A 25,641-nucleotide genomic window follows, 5' to 3' on the forward strand; every position below is an offset into this window, starting at 1 on the left:
TTATCTAATTTTAGGGCATATTGTTTATGAAAAAATGATGTATCCCCCGAAATTATTTAAATATGAAAAAAGAAAAAAAGTCTGCTTTATTAGCAGACAATTGCCCTCTTATATGTGAAACATATAAAGACATAATATCAAAAATAGATTCTAACCATTGTTTTAATGTTGATATAACATACAATTGCGATGGTGCTTTTGATATTATAAAAAGAACTATTGAAAAAGAAACTTCTTTAAACTTTGTTATTCTTGACCTTAAGCTTCTACCTTCAGAAAATAGAAAAATTTTATCTGGAGAAGATTTAGGTGTTTTTGTAAGAAAACTACTTCCAAATACCAAAATTATCATTTCAACCGAGTGCAATGATAATTATAGAATACATAATATATTTAAAAGTTTAAATCCCGAAGGTTTTTTAATTAAACGTGACTTAACTGCAGAAGAATTAAAAAATGCTATTAATAATGTAATAAATAACATTCCGTATTATAGTAAAACTGTATTAAAACTTTTAAGAAAGGAAATTTCTAATGACTTTTCATTAGACTCTATTGATCGTCAAATTCTATATGAAATATCTATTGGCTCTAAAATGAAAGATATGCCTAATTACATACCTTTATCTGTTGCAAGTATTGAAAAAAGAAAACGACACTTAAAAAAGATTTTCAATGTAAAAGATAAAGGAGATAGAGAACTAATATTAATTGCTAAAGAAAAAGGATTTATCTAAGTAAAATTTAAAAGTAAGGAAAAACCTTACTTTTTTTATGGCTTTTTTTAAAGTTTTATACTTTTCAAAAAGTAGATTTGGAGGAATATAAAAATAGCTATACTTAAAATCCCTTCATTTTGAAAGATACATTAATTGCTTTAGTTCAAAGATTATTAAAAAAGAACGAAATCTCATTTGATAAAGAAGAATTGGCTTTTCAAATACAAAGCCACCCATCTTATCCCAGTTTGCACGCCATAACAGGTGTTTTAGATCACTTTAACATAGAAAATGTTGCAGCTGACGTTCCTGTAAATTCCGAAACATTAATTCAACTTCCCGATTGTTTTTTAGCCCAAATAAATACAACACAAGGAAAAGATCTAGTAGTCGTTGAAAGAAAAAAACTTGACTATTTCGTTTATAATTCTGAAAACAAAAAAGAAACATTATCTGAAAATGATTTTTTACAAAAGTTTACAGGAATTATTGTTGCTGTAGAAAAAACAGAGGAAAGAATTCAACCTAAAACAAGCTCAAGTTACAGTAAACCATTAGCCTTTGCAATTTTATCTTTAGCTATTGGATACACACTATATCAATACACAGCAAATATTTACAGTATAACTCATCTAATTCTATCCGTTTTAGGAATTATAACCAGTGTAGCAATTGTAAAACAAGAATTAGGATTAAAAACTTCTATAGGTAATGCTTTCTGTTCTGGAGCAGATGATAAAAAAGATTGTGATGCTGTACTTACTTCAAAAGGAGCAGAAATAATAAAAGGTTATAAATTAAGTGATTTTAGTGTATTATATTTTTCGGGACTTGCTCTTTTAACTTTTACACAAATAACAAATCCAATCGTTGCATACTCAATTAGTTTATTAGCCATTCCAATTACAATCTACTCAATCTATTATCAATATATAGTAATAAAAAAATGGTGTTTATTATGTTTAAGTATTGTTGGTGTTTTATGGTTGCAAGCTATAATTCCAATAGTAACCAAAACTTATTTAACTGAGTTTAACCTTACCTATTTAGTTACTTTAAGTATTGTATCTTCCACGGTATGGTTATTTTGGCACTTTATTAAACCCTTGGTTTCTGAAGTTACCGAACTAAGAAAAGAAAAAATTGAAAGCACAAAGTTTAAAAGAAACTTTACTTTATTCAATAGTCTATTACAAAAGTCTCCACAACTAGATACTCAAATAGAAAACAGTAAAGAGATTGTTTTTGGAAATCCAAATTCAACTTTAGAGTTAACGATTATAACCAATCCTTTTTGTGGGCATTGCAAACCTGTACATCAACATATTGATGAGATTTTACACCGTTATTCAAACAATGTAAAAATTAAAATTAGATTCAACATCAATACTGAAAATACAGAAGGTGATGCGGTAAAAATTACAGGTAGATTATTAGAACTGTATCATGAAAAAGGTAGTGAAGCTTGCTTGAGAGCAATGGATACCATTTATGGTGGAGAAAAACCAGAGAAATGGCTTCAAAGCTATGGAGAATGTACTCAAAAGGAACTATACATCTCAGAACTAGAAAGTGAAAAAACTTGGTGTACTAACAATGCTATCAATTTTACTCCAGAAATCTTAGTAAACGGAAAATCATTCCCAAAAGAATACAACCGCACAGATTTAATTTTCTTTATCGAAGAACTAGAAGAAACCTGTCAACAATTAGTAACAATATAAAAATGACAAAGCCCTAAAAAGGGCTTTGCGTTTTTGAACAATATTCTCTCGCGAAGAATAGACACAATGGTGAGTGTCTTTAAATGTTCGCCGCAAAAGTAACCTTAATAATTTAATTATGAAAAAATCAATCTTAAAATTAGGCAAAGCTTTAAACAAAGCGGAACAAAATCAAATTAACGGAGGAAGAATGCAATGCGATGTAAATGGGGATCGCATATGTGAAGACTTCGGATGGAAATGCGCAGAAATCTACTGTCAATTAATGCCATTTTAATTATGAAAAAACAAATTTTAAACATTGGTAAAGTTTTAGGTAAAGAAGATCAAAAAAATATTAATGGAGGTAGTGCCGCATTAGGTTTTTGTGACGCTAATGGAGGTTGTCCTTCAGGGTATTATTGTCAAGATTATTTTTGCCATAAGAATCCATCTTCTGGAGGTGGAGGAGGCGGAACTGGTTCTGGAGGAGGGTGTGTTCCCGATAGATTTTGTGTTGATGATAATGATACTTGTTGTATAGGTTAAAAGAAGCATTATGAAAAAATCAATCTTAAAATTAGGCAAAGCTTTAAACAAAGCTAGTCAGAAGCAAATCAATGGAGGAGTTCGTCCATCACTTAATCTTTGCTGTGGTGGAACAGGTGGTATAATTGTGAATCCTTCCCATTGCTCAATAGGAACTTATGGTACAGACTATTGTAATGGACAGTGTTGGGCTTGTTATTAATAATTAATAAAATATTTAAAAAATGAAAAAATCAATTTTAAAATTAGGTAAAGTTTTAGGTAAAAAAGATCAAAAAAACATCAAAGGAGGTACTTATCCAGGACCTTATTTACACGAAGGAAATAATGGAGAGTGCCCATGGAATCAGTGCATGAATATTTTTGGTAGATGTACTATGTTTTGTGATTAAACTTAATTTAAATAAAGGAGAGCAACCCTCTCCTTTATTTTATCTATATCAAACTATCTTTGAAAAAATTTCCAAATTATCGTCAAACTGAGGCCAAAGATTGTGGCCCTACTTGTATAAAAATTATAGCGAAGCACTATGGTAAAACCATTAACACACAACAACTTCGTAGTTTAAGTGAAACCACTCGCGAAGGAAGTAGTTTATTAGGGTTAAGTGAAGCAGTTGAGTCAATAGGTTTTAAATCTTTAGGAATAAAGCTCGCTTTTGAAAAATTAAAAGAAGCTCCTTTTCCATGCATCATTCACTGGAATAAAAACCATTATGTAGTACTATACAAAATTAAAAAGGATGTTGCTTATATATCAGATCCTGCCCACGGTTTAATTACTTTTACTAAAGAAGAGTTTATCCAACATTGGATTGGTAATAATGCCGATGAAAATACCGAAGAAGGTATTGCATTACTTGTAGAACCTACACCTAAATTTTATAGTGAAGAGTTTGAAGAAGATGAGAAGTTTGGTTTTGGATTTATTTTCAAATACTTATATAAATATAAAAAATTTGTAGTTCAGTTAATCATAGGGTTATTAGCAGGGAGCTTATTACAACTAATTTTACCCTTTTTAACACAAAGTGTGGTAGATGTTGGTATTAAAAATCAAGATTTAAACTTTGTATACCTAATCTTATTTGCACAACTGTTTTTATTTATAGGAAAAGCATCTTTAGAAATTATTAGAAGCTGGATTCTATTACATCTTAGTACACGAATCAATATTTCTTTGATATCCGATTTTTTCATCAAGTTAATGAAATTACCCATTTCTTATTTTGATGTAAGAATGACAGGAGATTTGTTACAAAGAATTAATGATCATAAACGTATTGAACGAATTTTAACCACATCCTCACTAACCGTACTTTTTTCCTTTTTCAACCTCATCATATTCAGTATTGTATTAGCCTATTATAGCGTACAAATCTTTGGTGTGTTTGTATTAGGAAGTGTGTTGTATTTCGGATGGGTATTATTCTTCTTTAAAAAAAGAAAAGAACTTGATTACAAACGTTTCTCTCAGGTAAGTCAAGAACAGAGTAAGGTTATTGAACTTATCAACGGGATGCAAGAAATTAAGCTGCACAATGCAGAAAGACGCATGCGATGGAATTGGGAATATGTACAAGCTAGATTGTTCAAAGTTGCCACTAAGAGTTTAGCTTTAGAACAAACACAAAGTGTTGGATCTAACTTTATCAATGAGTTAAAAAACATGTTTATTACCATACTTTCAGCAAAACTAGTTATTGATGGAAACATCACTTTAGGGATGATGATGGCTATTAGTTATATCGTAGGACAATTAAATGGTCCTATTACCCAACTGATTAGTTTTATGAGAGATGTACAAGATGCACAAATATCAGTAGATCGATTAGGGGAAATCCATAACATGGAAGATGAAGAAAAACCAGAAGATGAAAAAGTAACTCAGATTCCAGAAAACGCAGCTATTAAACTTAATAATATCTCTTTTAGATATACTGGGGGGTTAGAACCTGTATTAAAAGAGTTGTCTCTAGAAATACCAGCTAATAAAACTACCGCTATTGTAGGAGTAAGTGGTAGTGGAAAAACTACTTTAATGAAACTCTTACTAGGGTTTTATCAGGTAGACCAAGGAGATATTATGATTAATAATTTTAATCTAAAAAACATCTCACAAAAAGAATGGAGAAGAAACTGTGGTGTAGTAATGCAAGAAGGATATATTTTTAATGATACCATAGCTAAAAACATTGCTGTAGGAGAAGATTATGTAGATAAAGAAAAACTAGCACATGCTATTGATGTGGCTAATATTTCAGACTATATAGAAAGTTTACCTTTAGGTTACAACACAAAAATAGGAAGTGAAGGTAACGGACTTAGTACAGGGCAAAAACAACGATTGTTAATTGCAAGATCTGTATATAAAAACCCGAAGTTTTTATTTTTTGATGAAGCAACTAGTGCTCTAGATGCCAATAATGAAAAAGTAATTATGGGAAAACTCAACACCTTTTTTGCCAATAAAACAGCAGTAGTAATTGCTCATAGATTAAGTACGGTTAAAAATGCACATCAAATTGTAGTATTAGATAAAGGAAAGATTATTGAACAAGGAACTCACGAAGAGTTAATCAAATTAAACGGAAGTTATTACCATCTAGTTAAAAACCAATTAGACCTAGGTAAATAAACATACAAAGTCATATAAGCACATAAATGCTTAATGATCAAAATATTTTTCGCGAAGAATAGACACAAACCTTGAGTGTCTTTAAAATGTTCAAGGATTTAAACAATTTTTTAATCAAAAAAAATGAAAAAATCAATTTTAAACTTAGGTAAAGCTTTAAACAAAGCTGAGCAAAAAATTATTAACGGAGGATATATGCACGCCACCTGTGAAGATTTAGGTTGGAATGATAATACATGTTACCAATGCCAATGGGACTTTGAGTCTTGTTGGTTACAAAGCGGGTATAAAAAATGTTGCTCCTTATAAAATAAAATCATGAAAAAATCAATTTTAAACTTAGGTAAAGCCTTAAACAAAGCTGAACAAAAACAAATAAACGGAGGTGACGATCCGATTCTTGGTGATCCAGGTTCAGGCGGTTCAGGATCCAGTTCAACAAATGAATATGGTGTTTGTATAATTAGTGGCACATTTAAATATTATAAAATTCATTGTAATTCTTTATGTCTAGATGGAACACAACCAATATGTAGCAATTAATAAACTAAAAATTATGAAAAAAACAATCTTAAACTTAGGGAAATCTCTTAATAAATTAGAGCAAAAAACTATTAATGGAGGTTTGGGTCGTGCAAACATGGGAGACTGTTTAGTTCCTGATCCAGACAATAATAACGAACCATTACTTGTAGGTCATGCACCTTGTGATGGAGTAAGTATGTGTCCAGCTCAACCCGATTATGGATATAACTCTCCTTATCCGCCAATGTGTTTTGCTTTTTAAAACTTAAACTAAACAAGCCATAGAGGGGAGTTTTCCCCCTCTATTTTAAACTTCAAATATGCCTAACAATACTCAAGACATAGAAATTCGTAGTGAAGAAGTACAAGAAATATTAACTCACGTACCAAATTGGATGATACGCTGGGGAAACACCTTATTTCTTTTACTTATTTTAATGTTATTATTCATTTCATGGTTTGTAAAATACCCTGATATTATCTCAACCCAAGCAATGATAACTACTTCTTTTCCTCCAGAAAAGTTATATGCGAATACCAGAGGTAGATTTGAAGTTTTTTTAACAACAGAAGATAGCAGTGTAAATTTAGGTGAAGTTCTTGCAGTTATTGAAAACAGTGCTTCATACAAAGATGTTTTATTACTAAAAAGCATTACCGATACCGTACAAATTCATAATGAAGATTTTAAATTCCCTATTGATAAAATACCTCCTATGATATTGGGAGACATTACCACTAGTTTTTCTCAGTTTGAAAATGATTACTCTGAGTATACTTTAAACAAAAAACTAACACCTTATAAATCAGAGAATTTTGCAAATCAAATGTCGGTTATTGAAGCCAAAGGACGTTTACAAATCCTATTATCACAACGCGATTTAAATAAAAAAGAGTTAGAATTCAAACAAAACGATTTAGAAAGAAGTCGTAAAATGTTTGATAAAGGAGTCATATCAGCCAAAGAAAAAGAACAAAAAGAAGTAGAATATTTGCAAGCTCAAAGATCCTACAAAAGTGTAGAAAGTTCAATTTCTCAAATTCGTGAATTAATTAGTAATTCAAACAAAAATTTAGAAGGAACATCTATAAAGAAAACACAAAACGATATTCGCTTACAAAAAAAGGCTATCCAATCATTTTTATACTTAAAAAAAGCAATTAAAGATTGGGAAAAACAATATGCTTTGGTTTCTTCTATTAATGGTAAAGTCTCATTTTTATCGTATTGGAACGAAAATCAAACTGTAAAACAAGGCGATTTAATATTTACCATCATTCCAGAAAAAAGCACAGCTTATATAGGAAAAATAAAAGCACCTGCTGCAAATTCTGGAAAAATTAAGAAAGGGCAAAAAGTTCAAATTAAATTACTGAATTACCCTTCTGATGAATTTGGTGAACTGAACGGAAAAGTAGAATCGATTTCATTATTACCAGATGAAGAAGGTAATTACTTAATAGATGTGTCTTTACCACAAGATTTGATAACCACCTATGAAAAAGAAATTGTATTTAAACAAGAAATGCAAGGAACAGCAGATATAGTAACAGAAGACCTACGCTTGATAGAACGTTTTTTCTATCAACTTAAAAATATTATTAAATAAAAAATTCTCTCGCGAAGAATAGACACAAACCTTGAGTGTCTTTAAACTGTTCAAGGGTTTAATCAAATTAATTAAATCTTAAAATTATGAAAAAATCAATTTTAAACTTAGGGAAAACTTTAAACAAGGTTGAACAAAAACAAATCAATGGAGGTAAGGTAGTTAACTGTTATCAATACCCTGCTTGTCCTCCCTACAATGAGCTTGCTTGTATAATTATTGCTGGTACTTGTCACTACATGGGATAATACATATGAAAAAGTCAATTTTAAATTTAGGAAAAGCTTTAAACAAAGTGGAACTAAAAGATATAAGTGGAGGAGATCCTTTATGCTCAGCTTCAATATGTGCTATGTGGAATACTCTAGTATTAAAGCCAGCATGCATATGCTATTATTAACTTTTAAACATATAAATCATGAAAAAATCAATTTTAAACTTAGGGAAAATTTTAAATAAAATAGAACAACAAGAAATTAATGGTAGTCGTGGTATAGATGGATGCCCAAATGAATGCTACGGTATTCCTGACATGGGGTGTCGTTCATGTCAGGAATACTTTTCACTATCTTCTTACTGTCAAATGAGAGTAAGAGTTGGTATTGAATGCTTTGGAATGTAAACTAAAATTCTCTCGCGAAGAATAGACACAAACCTTGAGTGTCTTTAAACTATTCAAGGATTTAATCAAATTAATTAAATCTTAAAATTATGAAAAAATCAATCTTAAATTTAGGTAAAGCGTTAGATAAAACGCAACAAAAAAAAATTAATGGAGGGGTTGGTTGTGATCAATTTCCTCGTTCTCTCTGTTTTGGACCTGTACCAGGGTGCTTATCTTGTGAGCAATTAGTCAATTACCCAGGAGCTATCGGTTGTGTTAGAATTCATAGTGATTGTTTTGATGGTCAACAATTAACTTAAACTTTTTTATGAAAAATCAAATTTTAAACTTAGGAAAAGCTTTAAATAAAGCTGAGCAAAAAGAAATTAATGGTGGAAATGAAGACTGCTTCATACCTTACTTATGCTATGGCGAGCCTAATCCTTTTGTTTCTTGCGGTACTTGTGAAGAGTACAATCAATTATCTCAATATTGTAAAAACAGGGTTATAAACAGCTGTTTTTAATCATTATTAAAAAATTAAACTTATGAAAAAATCAATCTTAAATTTAGGTAATACTTTAAATAAAGCTGAGCAAAAATTAATTAATGGAGGTTTAAACCAATGTGATACATACACTGGGCCAAATTACTATGATGAAAATAATTGTGAAGCTTTTCATGCTTTACCTTCATATCATCAAAACTGTGCAAGAGTTCATCATCTGTGCTTTGGTCTTTAATTACAGTTCTTTATAATTAAGCGAACTTCGGTTCGCTTTTTTATTTTTCTTTATTTGTAAATTTATTAAACAAAAAACTCTAAATTAGCAGGCTTGCTAAAAATCTAAAAATTTAGCAACGTTTAAATTGTTAACTTAATAAAGATATATGGGTATGAGTCCGAATGATGACAGAAAAATTAGAGAAAAACTACAACAAAAAACGTGGAACGAAATAAAAACAAACGATTCTTGGGCAATTTTTAAAATTATGTCTGAGTTTGTTGACGGATATGAAAAGTTAAGTAAAATAGGACCATGTGTATCTATTTTTGGTTCTGCACGAACAAAAACCGACCATGAATATTATAAACTTGCTGAAGAAGTAGCTTACAAATTAACTCAAAACGGATTTGGGGTTATTACTGGTGGTGGTCCTGGTATTATGGAAGCAGGTAACAAAGGAGCTCACAGAGGAAAAGGAACTTCTGTAGGTTTAAATATTGAACTTCCTTTTGAACAACATGACAACCCATGGATTGATCATGATAAAAATTTAGAGTTTGATTATTTCTTCGTTCGTAAAGTAATGTTCGTAAAATACTCACAAGGTTTTGTTGTAATGCCTGGGGGATTCGGAACTTTAGATGAGCTTTTTGAAGCAATTACTCTAATCCAAACCAATAAAATTGGAAGATTCCCAATCGTGTTAGTAGGTAAAAAGTTCTGGGGTGGTTTACTAGACTGGATTAAAAACACACTTTTAGAAGAAGGTAACATCAGTGAAAAAGACTTAAACCTATTTAGAGTTGTTGATTCTGCTGATGAAGCTGTAGAACATTTCAATAAATTCTATGCTAAATATCAATTGAAACCTAATTTCTAAAAATTTATATCTTTAAAGCTCGTTGAATTCACAACGAGCTTTTTTATTTTATATTGAAAAACAGAACACTCCTCTTACTATTTATAGTTACTCTGTGCTACTTTAATACAATAGCTCAAGAAAACTCTGTCGATATAAAAGCTACACTTAATGCTCAAAAAGACTTACTACATATTCAACAACAAACAGTATATTTTAATCGCTCTTCATCAAACTTATCGAAGATATACTTACACAATTGGGCTAATAGTTTTATTGATAATAAAACACCTTTAGCAAAACGATTTATTGAAGATTACAAAAAAAGTTTTCACTTTTCAAAAGATAATGATAGAGGTTTCAGCTACATAAAAAATCTTACAATTAATTCTGAAAGAGTTCTATTTAAAGAACAACAAAACAGCCCTGACATTGTTGAAGTAACACTTAACAAAGTACTAAAACCTAGTGATAGTTTAGTTATAAACACTTCTTACTTCATTAAAATACCCAATGCAAAATATACTGGCTACGGAAAAACAAAAACAGGATACCACTTGCGTTTTTGGTATATAACTCCAGCTGTTTTTGATACTGAATGGCATTTGATGAGCAACATCAATTTAGACGATTTATACGAAAAGTTGTCAGATTATTCTATATCGTTAGATGTTCCTAATAACTATCATGTTGAAAGTAATTTATACCAATACAAAACAGAAAAAGATAGTATTACAAATTACTATTTGGTAGGGAAAGAAAAAAAAGATATCATTTTACATATCAGCACCTTAAAAACATTTAAATCTTTTAAAACTAAAGACAAAGAGATTAAAACAGATGCTTACTTAAAAAATATTTCTAATCAAGAAACTACCAAAATAATCAACAGGCAAATACAGTTTATTGAAGATTTTACAGGGAAACACCCCCACCCTGAAATTCTTGTTGATGCTCGAACTGTTAATAAAAATTCACTACATGAAATTTATGGGTTACCAAGTTGGCTAAAACCTTTTCCACAAAATTTCAGATGGGAAACTGGCTTTTTTAAAGCACTTGTTCAAAAGTATTTCGATGATGTAATTATTCAAAACCCAAGAAAAGATTATTGGCTAACAGACGGATTACAAACCTTCTTAATGATGGAATATGTAAAGAAATATTACCCAAACATTACTGTTTTAGGTAAATATTCTAACTATTGGCCTATAAAAACCTACAATATTGCCAAACTTAAACAAAACGATAAATACGCTTTTGTTTATGAGTTTAGTGCTCGAAAATTTTATGATCAACCTCTCACTATGCGAAGTGACTCTCTTTCTAACTTTAATAAAAAAGTAGTAAGTAAGTATAAAGCAGGATTAGGGTTTAAATATTTACAAGATTTTGTTGGTGATAGCATTTTAAAAAAATCTGTAAAAGAGTTTTATGCTAAACATCAATTAAAACTATCAAATAGCAACTCTTTTGCTGATATTCTTCAAAAAAATACCTCAAAAGATTTGAAATGGTTTTTTGGAGATTACATCACCACAAATAAAAAGATTGATTATAAAATTAAAAAAATAATCTACACTAAAAACAAAGACTCTCTTTTGGTTACTCTTAAAAACAAAAGAAGTTTTTCAGCTCCCGTAGCTTTGTATGGAATAGATAAGAAGAACATTAAGTTTAAAACGTGGGTTACTGGAGTAGATTCTACAAAAACAATAAAAATTAAAAGAGGTACTTTTAAAAAATTAGCTTTGAATTATGAGAATAATTATCCTGAGTTTAATTCTTTAGATAACTTCAGAAACGTTAACAACAGTCTTATAAACAAACCTTTGCAGTTTCGTTTCTTTAAAGATTATGAAAACCCATATTATAACCAGTTATTTTATTATCCAGATATAAAATACAATTTATATGACGGACTAATTCTTGGAGTTAACATTAATAACAGATCAATCGTAAATCATAATTTTGAGTTTAGTGTTACTCCAAATTATAGTACAAAAAGTCAAAATTTCACGGGTTTATTTTCTGTTGCATACAATCATTTTTTAAAAGACTCTAAATTATATAGAATTCGTTACGGAGTTTCAGGAAGCAATTTTCATTACGCACCAGAACTAGGGTATAATGTTATTAATCCTTTTGTTCTTTTTCAATTTAGACGAAATACGCTTCGAGATATTGGTTCTGAATTTTTAATGGCTCGATTGGTTAGTGTGGACAAAGAAGTTCCTACAAGTCAAATTCAAGGAGATAAAGACAAGTATAATATCTTCAATTTAAGATACATCAACAATAAATTCAATGCTATCCAAGACGTTAGATACGCCGCAAATCTTGAGATAAACTCAAACTTTAGTAAAGTATCTACCGATATTCGTTACCGAAAATTCTTCACAGAGAGTAAAAGTTATGAAATTCGCCTTTTTGGAGGCTACTTTATATCCAACAAAACTGAAGGAAATTATTTTAGCTTCGGATTAAACCGAGGAAACGATTATTTGTTTGAACAAAGTTTGTTTGGACGATCAGAAAACGATGGTATTTTTAGCCAACAATTTGTTGTAGGTCAAGGAGGATTCAAATCTAAATTCAACCAACCTTATTTTGCTAATCAACTAATAACTTCCTTAAACACTAGTGTTAGTGTTTGGAAATGGGCAGAAATATACAACGACGTTGCCATGTTAAAGAACAAACATACTTCTCCAAAGTTTTTCTATGAGAATGGTATCCGACTCAATTTTCTTCCTGAAATTTTTGAATTTTATCTTCCTATTTACACAAACGAAGGTTTTGAAGTCGATAAAAAAGCATATCCTTCAAAAGTTAGATTTATCATTACTACTGATATTGATAGAATTTACAACTTTATTAGAAGAGGAATATTATAAATATCTCAACAAAGCCTGTTTTTTTTAAGTTTTATTGAAAAATATTCAATAAAAATAGAAATTTTTAAATTTCAACTAAAAAAACTATCTTTGTAACCGTACCAAAATTAGATGATTATGACGCAAAATACCGAAATAGCTAATACTCAACAGCTTTCTTTTGAAGATTTTAAAAACGAAGTTTTAAACGATTACAGAATTGCTCGTATAAGTAGAGAATGTAGTTTGTTAGGTCGTAGAGAAGTTTTAACAGGAAAAGCAAAGTTTGGGATTTTCGGTGATGGTAAAGAAGTACCTCAGTTAGCCATGGCTAAAGCCTTTCAAAATGGAGATTTTCGTTCAGGGTATTACCGTGATCAAACCTTTATGATGGCTATTAACGAGTTAACTCCGCAACAGTTTTTTGCTGGCTTATACGCACATACCGATATTGATATCGAGCCTATGTCGGCAGGTCGTCAAATGGGCGGTCACTTTGCAACGCATTCGTTAGACGAAAATGGAAACTGGAAAAACTTAACCGCTCAAAAAAATTCATCGTCTGATATTTCTCCAACAGCAGGTCAAATGCCTCGTTTGTTAGGATTAGCACAAGCATCTAAAATTTATAGAAATGTTGAAGGGTTAGAAAAACACACTAATTTTTCAATAAACGGTAACGAAGTTGCTTGGGGTACAATTGGTAATGCTAGTACAAGTGAAGGATTGTTTTTTGAAACCATCAACGCAGCTGGTGTTTTGCAAGTTCCAATGGTAATGAATGTTTGGGATGATGAATACGGAATTTCGGTACACGCACGTCATCAAACTACTAAAGAAAGTATTTCTGAAATCTTAAAAGGTTTTCAACGTGAAAACGAAAGTAACGGATACGAAATTTTCGTTGTGAATGGTTGGGATTATGTTCAGTTAATAGACACTTATAATAAAGCTTCTAAAATTGCTAGAGAGCAACATATTCCTGTGTTAATTCACGTTAAAGAATTAACACAACCACAAGGACACTCAACTTCTGGTTCACACGAACGTTACAAATCACCTGAGCGTTTACAATGGGAACAAGAGTTTGACTGTATCGCACAAATGCGTAAATGGATTTTAGAGTTTGAACTTGAAAATGAAAACGGAGAAACGTTAAAATTTGTTGATTCTGAAGAAGAATTAATAAATATTGAAAAAGAAGCTAAAAAAGAAGTCAGCAAAGCAAAACGGGATGCTTGGAGTGCTTACACTAATGAAATTAAAGCAGAAGTTGCAGAAGCTGTTGAGTTGTTAGAAACAATTGCTCAAAAAAGCAATAACGGTTCTTTTATTACTAAATATAAAAATGATTTAGCTGCAATTGCAGAACCAATTAGAAAAGACATTTTAGTTGCCGCTCGTAAAAGTTTACGTTATTTAAAAGACGAAAACTTTGCAGAAAAGATAACGTTACAAAACTTTATCAAATCTTCTATTGATAATGCTGCTGTAAAATATTCTGCTCACTTATTAAGTGAAACTGAATTAGCTACTGAAAATGTTATTGCTGAAGCTCCAACATACACTTCAGAAAAAAATATGGTAGATGCTCGTATTATCATGCGTGATAATTTCGAAGCCATTTTAGCTAAACACCCAGAGGTATTAATTTTTGGTGAAGATGCCGGATATATTGGTGATGTAAACCAAGGATTGGAAGGTTTACAAGAAAAATTTGGAGAGTTACGTGTTTCTGATACTGGTATTCGAGAAGCTACAATTTTAGGTCAAGGTATTGGTATGGCAATGCGTGGTTTACGCCCAATTGCTGAAATTCAGTATTTAGATTACTTATTATACGCATTACAAATAATGAGTGACGATTTAGCTACATTACGCTATCGTACTTTTGGCAAGCAAAAAGCACCATTAATTATTCGTACTCGTGGTCACCGTTTAGAAGGGATTTGGCACTCAGGTTCTCCAATGGGAGGGATTATAAATAATATTAGAGGTATTCACGTATTAGTTCCTCGTAACATGACCAAAGCTGCTGGTTTCTATAACACTTTGTTAGAAGGTGATGATCCTGCTTTAGTCGTTGAATGTTTAAACGGGTATCGTTTAAAAGAAGAGTTACCAACAAACTTAGGAGATTTTAAAACTCCAATCGGTGTTGTTGAAACGATTAAAGAAGGAACAGATATCACTATTGTTTCTTATGGTTCTACCTTACGTATTGTTGAAGAAGCTGCGAAAGATTTAGCGCAAGTTGGTATTGATGTAGAAATTGTAGATGCGCAAAGTTTATTACCTTTTGATAGTAATCATGATACGGTAAAATCGGTTGCGAAAACAAACCGTTTGTTAGTAGTTGATGAGGATGTTCCAGGTGGAGCTTCAGCCTATTTATTACAAGAAATTGTTGAAAACCAAAATGGATACAAATATTTAGATAGCAAACCGCAAACATTAACTGCTAAAGCTCACAGACCTGCTTATGGTACTGATGGAGATTACTTCTCTAAACCTTCAGCAGAAGATATTTTTGAAAAAGTATATGAGATTATGCATGAAGCTAATCCTACAAAATTTAAAAGTTTATACTAAAGAACACAAATAAAATTATAAAAAAGCGCATTGAATTATCAATGCGCTTTTTTTATTGATATATCACCCAAAAAGGGTGAGTTTATAATGAGAATGTCATTTTATTTTTGCCAGAAAATAATTTTAAAAATGAAAAAAATAATATTCTTAGTATTAGTTTCATTGTTAACAATTTCGTGTAGCAAAGACAACAATGAAATTATTGAAAAACCAATTTTTGAAGCAAGTGAAAACCCATTAGATTTTGGAAGTACACATATTAACACTTCTTCTAATAAAGAACTTACTATTAAAAATACCGGAAATAGCGACCTTATTATTTCTAGTTTTGACTTTAAAGAAAAAAGTTACTTTTATTCTAATTCTATTATGAGAAATGATATTATTATAAAACCTAATGAAGAATACATTATTTCTCTAGGGTTTGAACCTTCAGAACATGGGCAGTTTGAAAATACCCTTGTTTTTGAAACAAACATTGGAGAACAACAAGTTATAATTAAAGGAGAAGGAATCACCCTAGATCCGATATAAAATACAGCAATTTAAGATTTGATTAAACTATTTCCTATTGCGCATTGTAAACAACGTTTCTTTGCGCAATAGTTATTTTTAAGCTCTAACAATGCCTGAGTTTCAAAAGCGTTTTTTGATTTGATATTTATATCAGAAAATTTTGAAATCATAGTGTTTTTCTCTGGTTTTACTTGCTTTATTAAATGCAATAGTTTTTCTTCATCAACACCTCCTCTACTCTTTTCATAAGCAAATTTCAATGGAATAATAGTATTGATAACTAGCAAATCAATAAATGATTGAGTAAGTCTTTTCGGTGATTTTTTGGAGGCAGTTTCAAATGTATAATGTGATTTCCAAAAACCGTTTACTTCTACCGAAAACAACATGTAAAAATCTTTCAAACTTGAAACTTCAAGTACTTGTGAAAATAAATTTTGATGATGATAATACAAAGCAATTAACTGAGCTAATCGTATTGTTGGAAAATTATTTGGTCGCATTCTAAAAAACTGAAATGTACTTTTAGAAATTGGTTTTAATTGAAACTTGTATTTTAAATATTCATACTCTTTTTTTAAACTTAAAAAGTAAACATCTTCAATTGTTTCTTCAAAAAAACCTGCTTGTCCAAATAGTAAAGCTGCTAGTTGTTGCTTATCAAACCTAACTTTTCGTACAACAGAAAAATCTAAGGATTGGGCTAAACGTAAAAAAGCGTCTCCGTTTACTTTCAACCCAAAATTCTTAGCGAGTAACTGAAACAAAACCGCTTCGTAATCATTGTTTGATTGTTCTAACAGCTCATTAATTAGGATAGATTTTTGCCCTAAACGTTCAAAATACAATCGCTCTAACCAATTGTGCAACAAAAATGAATCTACCTCAGCTATTTGTTGTTCACAAGGAATCCATCGTTGTTCTTTTGAAAATAGTTTTTGGTAATTTACAAACACTTCTTTATTAACAAACTTACTGAGTTCTAATGTTGGTAAAGGTTTATTATTTTTCATAAAAACCTCAGCATCGTATTCCCAAACTACATGTAAAATTACCGCATCATAATTCTCATCTTTTTCATGATGATGCAGATACCAATCAGAAGATTTTACATGAATCTCAATGTTCCCTATCCATAATTGCTCGTCAACTTTTAATTGGGCATTAAAAAAATCAGGACCTGAATTGGTGTTTTTCAATCCTGTTTTAATAACTTCAATTTTTTCTTTATTAACTGTAGTTAATTTACCAAAATCAAAAAGTTTGTGTTGCCATAGGTAGTGTAAAAAATCTTCTTTCATAACAATTCTTTTTTATTGTAAATTCACCCTGTTTTTACCGACTTTCAATTTATTAAAACCCATAATTGGTATTTGACATAAAAACAATCCTCAACAATATAATAAATTTGATTATTAGCCACTTACAAAACTTTTAAATAGATGAAAAATATTAGCAAGTCACTATTCATTAGTGCATTCCCCGTAATTTCTTTGCTTGTTTTTATAATAACCTTAACTGAAAAACAATTCACTTTACATAAAATAGGTCTTTTAATTTCTTCTATTTCTGTAGTAATTTTCTTTTTAATGCTATTTATAAAACCAGTAGCGAGAACTTCTAAAACACTTATATTTTATTCTACTTTAATTGTTATTGGTTTGGTTGTAAACTTGATAGATTTTAATAGGAATTCATTATTAATTTCACTTTCAATCGCTTTAGGATGGCTTGCCTATTTAACTTGGTATTCAACGTTTTTAAAAAGAGACACCTCTGTTTTAACTGTCGGAAAAAAACTTCCAGATTTTTCTTTTGAAAATCCTCAGCAAGAAATAGTAAACATCACTTCTTATAATGGAGATTTTAAAATTTTATTGTTTTATCGAGGTAATTGGTGTCCGTTATGTATGGCACAAATTAAAGAAGTAGTGAATCAATATAAAGAATTGGAAAAAAGAAATATTGATATGTTACTGATAAGTCCGCAACCCCATAAATTCACTAAAAGTTTAGCAGAAAAATATCAAGTACCTTTTCACTTTTTAAGAGACACAAACAACAAGGTTGCTAAACAACTAAAAATTGCTCACGAAAACGGGTTACCTGCAGGATTTCAAGCATTGGGATACGAATCAGACGTAGTGTTACCCACCGTAATTATTACCGATAAAAACAACAACATTATCTTTGCCGACTTAACCGATAATTACCGTGTACGACCAGAACCTGAAACGTTTTTAAAAATAATTGACAACTATAAAGAGTAATCAATAGTTGTATCAATTTTTACAATCACATTAACATTTACTTTCTAGCTATCCGTAGTATTTTTGCCTAAAATTATAACACATGAATAGTATAGAAAATTTACAATGGCGTTACGCTGTTAAAAAATTTGATGAACATAAATTTCTTTCAGAAGAACAAGTTACTACTTTAAAAGAAGCCTTTAATTTAACCGCTACTTCTTACGGATTACAACCTGTAAAAATGGTGGTACTTAAAAACAAAGAGCTGCAACAACAATTGGTAGCTCATTCTTGGAATCAGCAGCAAATAGTGCAAGCTTCGCATGTATTAGTTTTGTGTATTCCTAACGAAATAACTTCAAAAGATGTAGAAAGTTATTTTAAACTTGTAAAAGACATCAGAAACACTCCTGACAAGATTTTAAATCCGTTTAAAGAGTTTCTAGTAAACGACATTGCTAATAAACCGAAAGAAGTTTTAAACTCTTGGATGAAAAACCAAGCATATATCGCTTTAGGAAACTTGCTAACTGTTTGTGCAAATGAGAAAATAGACAGTTGCCCTATGGAAGGTTTTAATCCTGTTAAGTACAATGAAATTTTAGAGTTGAATAAACAAGGTTTAAACGCTGTTTTAGTATTACCTGTTGGTTTTAGAGCCGAAGACGATTATATGAAAGACCTAAAAAAGGTTCGTAAAAACACTGAAGAAGTTATTATAGAAATTTCTTAGTATTGCTATATTATGAATTACGAATGAGAAATTTAGTACATTCGTAATTCATAATTTAATTGTATGCAACCTCAAGATATAATACTACTTATCCTCGCTTATTTTGGTGTACTAATTCTTATCTCTTACATCACAGGAAAATCAGCAAATAACAACACATTTTTTAAAGCAGACAACTCCTCTCCTTGGTATTTAGTTGCCTTTGGAATGATAGGCGCATCACTTTCTGGAGTTACTTTTATCTCAGTACCTGGTTGGGTTGAAAGTCAACAAATGGGGTATATGCAAATGGTGTTTGGATATGTTTTAGGGTATGCAGTAATCGGGTTAGTTTTATTACCTCTATATTACAAACTTAATCTAACTTCTATTTACGCCTATTTAGAAGATCGTTTTGGCAGAAACTCCTATAAAACTGGGGCTTCGTTCTTCTTATTATCAAGAACTATCGGAGCAGCTTTCCGATTGTTTTTAGTTGCCAATGTATTACAATTAATTTTGTTTGATGCTTACGGAATTCCGTTTTGGGTAACTGTAACCATCACTATTTTATTAATCTGGTTATATACTTTTAAAGGCGGAATAAAAACCATTGTTTGGACCGATACTTTGCAAACCTTATTCATGCTAATAGCTGTAGGTGTTTGTATTATGATGATTAAAGATGCTATGCAAATAGATAATTTATTCTCTTATATAGCCGATAACAAATTATCAAAAACCTTCTTTTTTGACGATGTAAAAGCAGGTAGCTACTTTTGGAAACGCTTTTTTGCTGGGGCTTTTATTGCTATTGTTATGACGGGTTTAGACCAAGACATGATGCAAAAAAACTTGACGTGTCGTAACTTAAAAGATGCGCAAAAAAACATGTTTTGGTTTACTATTGTATTAGTAATCGTAAACTTTTTCTTTTTAGCTTTAGGAGTATTGCTTACCGATTATGCAACTGCAAACGGAATTGACGCTCACAAAGACAGTTTATTCCCAACGATTGCTATGAGCGGTGAATTAGGCATTGCTACTTCTCTCTTCTTTTTATTAGGATTAATCGCTGCAGCTTATTCAAGTGCAGATAGTGCTTTAACTTCGTTAACCACTTCGTTTAGTATTGATATTTTAGAAATTGATAAAAAAGAAGACGAACAAGAAAAAATAGCGATTCGTAAAAAAATTCACGTGCTGTTTTCCTTCATTTTAATTGCTACCATTTTATTTTTTAAATATGTAATTGCAGACGACAGTGTGATATCCAATATCTTTAAAGCCGCTGGATACACTTACGGACCTTTACTTGGTTTATACGCTTTCGGATTGTTTACCAAACTGAATGTAAAAGATAAGCTGGTTCCTATTATCTGTATTATTTCTCCTTTTTTAGCATTTGGTATAAACTACGTAACCAACACGCTTTGGAGTTTCGATTTTGAATTCTTTGTACTTATTTTAAATGGAGCAATTACCTTTTTGGGGCTATTAACTATTAAAACAAACAAAAATGCCTAAAAAAGGAAAAGCAAAAAATACAGTTAACAAAGCGAAGCATAAACGATTAATGAAGCAAAAAGAAAACAAGCTCCGCGAAGAAAAACAACGTACCAAAGAACGATTGAAAGCAATTATTAAAAAAGCCAACGAACAAAACCAAGAAGAAAACAAATAAACAAGAAAAAGTATCTTGATTCTTTCTTTTGAAACAACTAACTTCGCTATCGGACGATATCAATTCATTAAAACGACAGATATCTTAACCGTTAGGCTTCATTTTAAACAAACATTGTGACTTAAATTATGAAATGGTTTACTGAATTAGATTTTAAGATACAAGCTGTAATTATATCGAGTGTTACATCTCTGTTGATTTTTGGATTGGGATGGATTATTAGAGCTATTTACGAAAGGACGTCTCTAAATTATAAATTGAGAAAGGAATACCAATTTGAGCAAAAGAAAAAACTTAAAGAGGAGATAGCTAAAAACAAAACTCATCTATTAAATACTGTCGAAGAATTTAATCATCGTCTTTGGAATTTTAGTCAGCACAATGAAAATTGGCATCAAATTACAGAAGAGAATTGGGGTAAAACACAACAATACTATATCAAGAGTTTTGTTTATAGGTTTTTGAAATTTTTACATTGGACATTAAAAACCGAAAACGATACAATTTCTATTGACACTACGATTGCTGATAAAAATGAAATACTCTTTTTAAAGTATATTAAAACTTTCAAAGACATTTTTACTGATGCAGATTTGTTAGAAGAACTTAACTATGACAAAAGACATAACACAAATCATTTCTTTAAAAATGACTTAATAGGAATGACAAAATGGATTTTAGAAGGAGAAAGAGTAATTGATTTTGACGAATTCGAGACGATAATCGAAATGAATTATGATGGAATGCGAGAAACTATTGAATATTTTACTAAAATTCAACACGCCGACGATGATAAAAATCTGAATATTTTAAGATGTTGTCATTTAATATGTATTCAATTTTTAAATTCGTTCGGACACGATTATCAGAAAACAGAAGAAGATAAAATTAGGACTATAACTGAATTATATAAAGGCAAGATAAAAATCAAAAAAGGTTTTAAAATTTTCGTTACCAAAAGTAAATTGGGTAAGGAGATGAAGAACGTAATGTGTAAAATAACGAAAGCCTAACAATGGCTATAAACAATTGGGGTGAAAGTGATAAAACCAAAGCATAAACATAAAGCATAGGTCGATGCTAAACCGAAAAGTTAGGGCATAAAACCACACAACTAACCATACACAAACCGATAGCGATACATAAAAAATCCCGAACAAATTTGTTCGGGATTTTTTTACAACTGTATAGTTAATAAAACTAATTATCTATCGATCCTAAAACGCGTTGCATAAAGTTGTTCAACGCTTCTTTTTTAGGCGTACCTTCTTTCATCATTTTAGAAACTTCAATAGCTCCATACATATTAGAAATCAACTCACCTATAACATCCAATTCCTCATCTTTTAATGACGGAACTTCGGTTAAAGCTTCCAACGTTTCAATGGTTTCTAACACATAATCTTGATCGTTCTCTTCAATAAAAGTAGTTAAATGTTTAATTACTGGTAGTTTCATAATTTTTTGTTTAGTCATTGCGAAGCAGAATGTATTTTGTTGCGGCAATCTATTCTTTAAATAAACAGATTACTTCGTCGTTAAAACTCCTCGTAATGACGGTTATAGTTATATTACCTCAGCAACTAACTCTTTTAACACTTCAAACTTGTTGGTTTGCGTTTGGTTTACAAACTTTCCGTCTACAAACGTTGAAAATGTTGGTAAGTTATCTACGGTTGCTAACTGACGGCTTTCTGGAAACTTTTCAGCATCAGCAATTATGAAAACCGTATCTTCATTTTCAGAAGCTAACTTCTTAAACTTAGGTTTCATAATACGACAGTTACCACACCAAGTAGCCGAATATTGTACAACTACTTTTTTATTTTCTGCAACTATTTCTGATAAATTATCTTGACTTAATTCTTGTACCATAGTTTTACTTTATTTCGAAAGGAGCTCGTGCTCGACCCCTTCACTTATCTCACACGAACTTTGATCCCTTCTTAATTATATTAAAGTGCTGCTAAGTACTCTGCAGTAGCTTTAGCGTTAGCTTGCATTGCTTGTTTACCTTCTTCCCAGTTTGCAGGACAAACTTCTCCGTGAGTTTGTACGTGAGCATAAGCATCGATTAAACGTAAATATTCGTTTACATTACGTCCTACTGGCATATGATTAATTCCTTCATGAAAAACAGTTCCTTCTTCATCAATTAAATACGTAGCTCTGTAAGTTACGTTATCTCCTTCTACTTGCACAGTACCTGTAGCTTCATCGTAAGTTTCATTAGTAATATCTAAAATTCCTAAGATAGATGATAAGTTACGGTTACTATCAGCTAATAAAGGATAGGTAACACCTTCAATTCCTCCGTTATCTTTTGATTGGTTTAACCAAGCAAAGTGTACCTCAGGAGTATCACATGAAGCTCCAATTACCATTGTATTTCTCTTTTCAAATTCATTTAAAGCATCTTGAAAAGCGTGTAATTCTGTAGGACAAACAAAAGTAAAATCTTTTGGATACCAGAATAACAATACTTTTTTGTTGTTTTTTGCTGCTTCTTCTAATACATTTAATTTAAACGTGTCACCCATTTCGTTCATTGCATCTACGCTTAAATTTGGGAATTTTTTTCCTACTGCTGTAGCCATTTTATATTTTTTAAGATTAATAATTTTTAACGGCTGCAAAGGTATTTTGTTTCTCAGCATTAAAGTAATTATTCTAAAAATATTTTCCTATTCTACTATAAATATTATCAATACTTCAAACACCTAAGAATTAATTTTACAAATACAACACTAACAATCAACAGATTAAAAACATAAAAAACATAAAAATAAATAAATATTATATCAAAATAAAAAATATAGATAAAAATTATTCAGTGTTTTGTCGTAAATTTGATCGTATTCTAACCTATAAAATTGATAACATGAAAGATGCACATTCATCAAATAAAAGTGGAAAATGTCCTTTTTCACAAGGAGCTAATACCGAAATACACGACAATGTTATGGAGTGGTGGCCTAAATCGTTAAACCTAGACATACTCCATCAACACGACACAAAAACAAATCCGTTAGGAGATGATTTTAATTATGCCGAAGAGTTTAAAAAGCTTGATCTTGAAGCTTTAAAGGATGATTTAAAATCGTTAATGACCGATAGTCAAGACTGGTGGCCTGCAGATTGGGGACATTATGGTGGATTAATGATTCGTATGGCGTGGCATGCAGCAGGTACTTACAGACTTTCAGACGGAAGAGGTGGAAGTAACACAGGCAACCAGCGTTTTGCTCCTTTAAACAGTTGGCCCGATAACGGTAATCTTGACAAAGCAAGAAGATTGTTATGGCCAATAAAAAAGAAATATGGTAATAAAATTTCTTGGGCAGACCTTATGATTTTAGCTGGTAACATGGCTTATGAATCAATGGGATTCAAAACTTTTGGTTTTGCCGGTGGACGCGAAGATATTTGGCATCCAGAAAAAGATATTTATTGGGGCGCAGAAAAAGAATGGTTAGCCCCAACAAGTAATAGGTATGGTAGTGATGATAATCGTGAATCGTTAGAAAACCCGTTGGCAGCTGTTCAAATGGGATTGATATATGTAAATCCTGAGGGAGTTGATGGAAAACCTGATCCGCTACAAACTGCTCATGATGTTCGCGAGACCTTTAAGCGAATGGCGATGAACGATGAAGAAACCGTTGCACTTACTGCTGGTGGACACACCGTTGGTAAAGCTCACGGTAATGGAGATGCGGGAGCTTTAGGTCAAAGTCCTGAAGGTGCAGAAATTCACGAACAAGGTTTTGGGTGGACGAATCCTAAAGGAAATGGTAACGCTGCTGATACCGTAACCAGTGGTTTAGAAGGTGCGTGGACAACTACTCCTGACAGATGGAATCATACTTATTTTCACTTATTATTAAATCATGAATGGGAATTAAAGAAAAGTCCTGCAGGTGCGTGGCAATGGGAACCAATTAATATGGATGATACTGATAAACCAACAGATGCACACAACCAAAACATCAAGAGAAATCCTATTATGACTGATGCCGATATGGCAATGAAAATGGATCCTGAATACAGAAAAATTTCAGAAAAATTCTATAAAAACCCTGAATATTTCGCTGATACTTTTGCACGTGCTTGGTTTAAGCTTACACACCGTGATTTAGGTCCAAATACTCGTTACTTAGGTACTGATGCTCCATCGGAAACATTAATTTGGCAAGACCCCGTTCCATCAGTAGATTATACTTTAAGCAACACTGAAATTAACGAGTTAAAAAACAAACTATTAAATAGTGGACTAACTCGTACCGAATTAATCATTACTGCCTGGGATAGCGCTAGAACATTCAGAGGTTCAGATTTTAGAGGAGGTGCTAATGGTGCACGCATTCGTTTAGCTCCGCAAAAAAACTGGGAAGGAAACGAACCTGAAAGACTCAAAAAAGTATTGGATAAGCTAACTGAAATTCAATCCGAATTGAGTAAAAAAGTAAGTATTGCCGATTTAATTATTTTAGGAGGAAGTGCTGCTATTGAAAAAGCTGCTAAAGAAGGTGGTTTTGATATCACAGTTCCTTTTACACCTGGAAGAGGTGACGCAACCGATGAAATGACAGACGCTGAATCTTTTGATGTTTTAGAACCTATTCACGATGGTTATAGAAACTGGCAAAAAAAGAATTATGTTGTTAAACCTGAAGAATTATTGTTAGACAGAACACAGCTTATGGGATTAACAGCACCAGAAATGACTGTTTTAATTGGAGGAATGCGAGTTTTAGATACCAATTATGGTAACTCAAAACATGGAGTATTTACAGAAAATGAAGGTGTATTAAGTAACGATTTCTTTGTAAATCTTACAGATATGAAATACTCTTGGATACCTGCAGGTGAAAACTTATATAATATTTTAGATCGTAAAACGGGAGCTAAAAAATATACAGCTACTCGTGTTGATTTAATTTTCGGATCAAACTCTATACTTCGTTCGTATGCTGAAGTATATGCACAAGACGATAATAAAGAAAAATTTGTTAACGATTTTGTAGCTGCATGGGTAAAAGTAATGAATGCCGACAGGTACGACTTAAATTAA

The 25,641-nt window shown here is 31.2% G+C and carries 30 protein-coding genes; 26 read left to right on the forward strand and 4 right to left on the reverse strand.

Annotation, left to right across the window (positions count from 1 at the left end):
- Positions 1-62: 62 nt before the first annotated feature.
- The 20 genes from ACKTST_RS09580 to ACKTST_RS09675 all read left to right on the forward strand — a co-directional run bounded on the left by ACKTST_RS09580 (position 63) and on the right by ACKTST_RS09675 (position 15,937).
- Positions 63-737 carry a DNA-binding response regulator gene (locus tag ACKTST_RS09580; protein ID WP_408047528.1) on the forward strand — a complete coding sequence of 225 codons (675 nt, stop codon included), beginning with the start codon at positions 63-65 and terminating at the stop codon, positions 735-737.
- Positions 738-856: 119 nt separating this feature from the next.
- Positions 857-2,443: a vitamin K epoxide reductase family protein gene (locus ACKTST_RS09585; RefSeq protein ID WP_408047529.1), complete on the forward strand. Its 1,587-nt coding sequence runs from the start codon at positions 857-859 to the stop codon at positions 2,441-2,443.
- Positions 2,444-2,561: 118 nt separating this feature from the next.
- Positions 2,562-2,720 carry a hypothetical protein gene (locus ACKTST_RS09590; RefSeq protein ID WP_408047530.1) on the forward strand — a complete coding sequence of 53 codons (159 nt, stop codon included), beginning with the start codon at positions 2,562-2,564 and terminating at the stop codon, positions 2,718-2,720.
- Positions 2,721-2,722: 2 nt separating this feature from the next.
- Positions 2,723-2,971, forward strand: a complete 249-nt coding sequence (locus ACKTST_RS09595; RefSeq protein ID WP_408047531.1) for a hypothetical protein — start codon at positions 2,723-2,725, stop codon at positions 2,969-2,971.
- A gap of 10 nt (positions 2,972-2,981) precedes the next feature.
- Positions 2,982-3,173 carry a hypothetical protein gene (locus ACKTST_RS09600; protein ID WP_408047532.1) on the forward strand — a complete coding sequence of 64 codons (192 nt, stop codon included), beginning with the start codon at positions 2,982-2,984 and terminating at the stop codon, positions 3,171-3,173.
- 22 nt (positions 3,174-3,195) lie between these two features.
- Positions 3,196-3,363: a hypothetical protein gene (locus ACKTST_RS09605; protein WP_408047533.1), complete on the forward strand. Its 168-nt coding sequence runs from the start codon at positions 3,196-3,198 to the stop codon at positions 3,361-3,363.
- A 59-nt stretch (positions 3,364-3,422) separates the two neighbouring features.
- Complete coding sequence (locus tag ACKTST_RS09610) at positions 3,423-5,609, forward strand: peptidase domain-containing ABC transporter (protein WP_408047534.1); 2,187 nt, start codon at positions 3,423-3,425, stop codon at positions 5,607-5,609.
- 123 nt (positions 5,610-5,732) lie between these two features.
- Complete coding sequence (locus ACKTST_RS09615) at positions 5,733-5,918, forward strand: hypothetical protein (RefSeq protein WP_408047535.1); 186 nt, start codon at positions 5,733-5,735, stop codon at positions 5,916-5,918.
- A gap of 9 nt (positions 5,919-5,927) precedes the next feature.
- Positions 5,928-6,152, forward strand: coding sequence for a hypothetical protein (locus ACKTST_RS09620; RefSeq protein ID WP_408047536.1), 225 nt, complete (start codon positions 5,928-5,930; stop codon positions 6,150-6,152).
- Between the two features lie 13 nt (positions 6,153-6,165).
- The gene (locus tag ACKTST_RS09625) at positions 6,166-6,396 is read left to right on the forward strand and encodes a hypothetical protein (protein ID WP_408047537.1); all 231 of its coding nucleotides are present in this window, start codon (positions 6,166-6,168) and stop codon (positions 6,394-6,396) included.
- 58 nt (positions 6,397-6,454) lie between these two features.
- On the forward strand, positions 6,455-7,744 hold the full coding sequence (locus ACKTST_RS09630; protein ID WP_408047538.1) for an HlyD family secretion protein: 1,290 nt from the start codon (positions 6,455-6,457) through the stop codon (positions 7,742-7,744).
- Between the two features lie 86 nt (positions 7,745-7,830).
- Positions 7,831-7,992 carry a hypothetical protein gene (locus ACKTST_RS09635; protein WP_408047539.1) on the forward strand — a complete coding sequence of 54 codons (162 nt, stop codon included), beginning with the start codon at positions 7,831-7,833 and terminating at the stop codon, positions 7,990-7,992.
- A 170-nt stretch (positions 7,993-8,162) separates the two neighbouring features.
- Positions 8,163-8,366: a hypothetical protein gene (locus tag ACKTST_RS09640; RefSeq protein WP_408047540.1), complete on the forward strand. Its 204-nt coding sequence runs from the start codon at positions 8,163-8,165 to the stop codon at positions 8,364-8,366.
- Positions 8,367-8,455: 89 nt separating this feature from the next.
- Positions 8,456-8,668, forward strand: a complete 213-nt coding sequence (locus ACKTST_RS09645; RefSeq protein WP_408047541.1) for a hypothetical protein — start codon at positions 8,456-8,458, stop codon at positions 8,666-8,668.
- A gap of 8 nt (positions 8,669-8,676) precedes the next feature.
- Positions 8,677-8,874: a hypothetical protein gene (locus ACKTST_RS09650; protein ID WP_408047542.1), complete on the forward strand. Its 198-nt coding sequence runs from the start codon at positions 8,677-8,679 to the stop codon at positions 8,872-8,874.
- A 22-nt stretch (positions 8,875-8,896) separates the two neighbouring features.
- Positions 8,897-9,091 carry a hypothetical protein gene (locus tag ACKTST_RS09655; RefSeq protein WP_408047543.1) on the forward strand — a complete coding sequence of 65 codons (195 nt, stop codon included), beginning with the start codon at positions 8,897-8,899 and terminating at the stop codon, positions 9,089-9,091.
- A gap of 154 nt (positions 9,092-9,245) precedes the next feature.
- On the forward strand, positions 9,246-9,956 hold the full coding sequence (locus ACKTST_RS09660) for an LOG family protein (protein WP_408047544.1): 711 nt from the start codon (positions 9,246-9,248) through the stop codon (positions 9,954-9,956).
- A 53-nt stretch (positions 9,957-10,009) separates the two neighbouring features.
- Positions 10,010-12,832 carry a gluzincin family metallopeptidase gene (locus ACKTST_RS09665; RefSeq protein WP_408047545.1) on the forward strand — a complete coding sequence of 941 codons (2,823 nt, stop codon included), beginning with the start codon at positions 10,010-10,012 and terminating at the stop codon, positions 12,830-12,832.
- Between the two features lie 117 nt (positions 12,833-12,949).
- A complete protein-coding gene (locus ACKTST_RS09670) occupies positions 12,950-15,403 on the forward strand; it encodes an alpha-ketoacid dehydrogenase subunit alpha/beta (RefSeq protein ID WP_408047546.1) in 2,454 nt (817 codons plus the stop codon).
- 129 nt (positions 15,404-15,532) lie between these two features.
- Complete coding sequence (locus ACKTST_RS09675) at positions 15,533-15,937, forward strand: Ig-like domain-containing protein (RefSeq protein ID WP_408047547.1); 405 nt, start codon at positions 15,533-15,535, stop codon at positions 15,935-15,937.
- An 11-nt stretch (positions 15,938-15,948) separates the two neighbouring features.
- Here the strand turns inward: ACKTST_RS09675 and ACKTST_RS09680 are convergent, their stop codons facing one another.
- Positions 15,949-17,220, reverse strand: coding sequence for a DUF2851 family protein (locus ACKTST_RS09680; RefSeq protein ID WP_408047548.1), 1,272 nt, complete (start codon positions 17,218-17,220; stop codon positions 15,949-15,951).
- Positions 17,221-17,361: 141 nt separating this feature from the next.
- Here ACKTST_RS09680 and ACKTST_RS09685 point away from each other — a divergent pair, with 141 nt between their 5' ends.
- The 5 genes from ACKTST_RS09685 to ACKTST_RS09705 all read left to right on the forward strand — a co-directional run bounded on the left by ACKTST_RS09685 (position 17,362) and on the right by ACKTST_RS09705 (position 21,580).
- Positions 17,362-18,189 (forward strand): peroxiredoxin family protein, encoded by an 828-nt coding sequence (locus ACKTST_RS09685; RefSeq protein WP_408047549.1) that lies wholly within the window; start codon positions 17,362-17,364, stop codon positions 18,187-18,189.
- An 82-nt stretch (positions 18,190-18,271) separates the two neighbouring features.
- Positions 18,272-18,904 carry an NAD(P)H-dependent oxidoreductase gene (locus ACKTST_RS09690; RefSeq protein ID WP_408047550.1) on the forward strand — a complete coding sequence of 211 codons (633 nt, stop codon included), beginning with the start codon at positions 18,272-18,274 and terminating at the stop codon, positions 18,902-18,904.
- 63 nt (positions 18,905-18,967) lie between these two features.
- The gene (locus ACKTST_RS09695) at positions 18,968-20,410 is read left to right on the forward strand and encodes a sodium:solute symporter (protein WP_408047551.1); all 1,443 of its coding nucleotides are present in this window, start codon (positions 18,968-18,970) and stop codon (positions 20,408-20,410) included.
- Positions 20,403-20,567, forward strand: a complete 165-nt coding sequence (locus tag ACKTST_RS09700; RefSeq protein WP_408047552.1) for a hypothetical protein — start codon at positions 20,403-20,405, stop codon at positions 20,565-20,567. The genes ACKTST_RS09695 and ACKTST_RS09700 overlap by 8 nt, the downstream gene beginning before the upstream one ends.
- A gap of 128 nt (positions 20,568-20,695) precedes the next feature.
- Positions 20,696-21,580 carry a hypothetical protein gene (locus ACKTST_RS09705; RefSeq protein ID WP_408047553.1) on the forward strand — a complete coding sequence of 295 codons (885 nt, stop codon included), beginning with the start codon at positions 20,696-20,698 and terminating at the stop codon, positions 21,578-21,580.
- Between the two features lie 187 nt (positions 21,581-21,767).
- Here ACKTST_RS09705 and ACKTST_RS09710 read toward each other — a convergent pair whose 3' ends face one another.
- From ACKTST_RS09710 to ACKTST_RS09720, 3 genes are all read right to left on the reverse strand, one after another.
- Positions 21,768-22,025 carry a DUF6952 family protein gene (locus tag ACKTST_RS09710; RefSeq protein WP_408047554.1) on the reverse strand — a complete coding sequence of 86 codons (258 nt, stop codon included), beginning with the start codon at positions 22,023-22,025 and terminating at the stop codon, positions 21,768-21,770.
- A 108-nt stretch (positions 22,026-22,133) separates the two neighbouring features.
- Positions 22,134-22,442 (reverse strand): thioredoxin family protein, encoded by a 309-nt coding sequence (locus ACKTST_RS09715; RefSeq protein ID WP_408047555.1) that lies wholly within the window; start codon positions 22,440-22,442, stop codon positions 22,134-22,136.
- Between the two features lie 80 nt (positions 22,443-22,522).
- Positions 22,523-23,164 (reverse strand): peroxiredoxin, encoded by a 642-nt coding sequence (locus tag ACKTST_RS09720; protein WP_408047556.1) that lies wholly within the window; start codon positions 23,162-23,164, stop codon positions 22,523-22,525.
- A 284-nt stretch (positions 23,165-23,448) separates the two neighbouring features.
- Between ACKTST_RS09720 and katG the strand changes: the two genes are divergently transcribed.
- On the forward strand, positions 23,449-25,641 hold the full coding sequence (gene katG, locus ACKTST_RS09725; RefSeq protein WP_408047557.1) for a catalase/peroxidase HPI: 2,193 nt from the start codon (positions 23,449-23,451) through the stop codon (positions 25,639-25,641).

This window comes from Tenacibaculum crassostreae (assembly GCF_964512405.1).
Taxonomy (GTDB): domain Bacteria; phylum Bacteroidota; class Bacteroidia; order Flavobacteriales; family Flavobacteriaceae; genus Polaribacter; species Polaribacter crassostreae.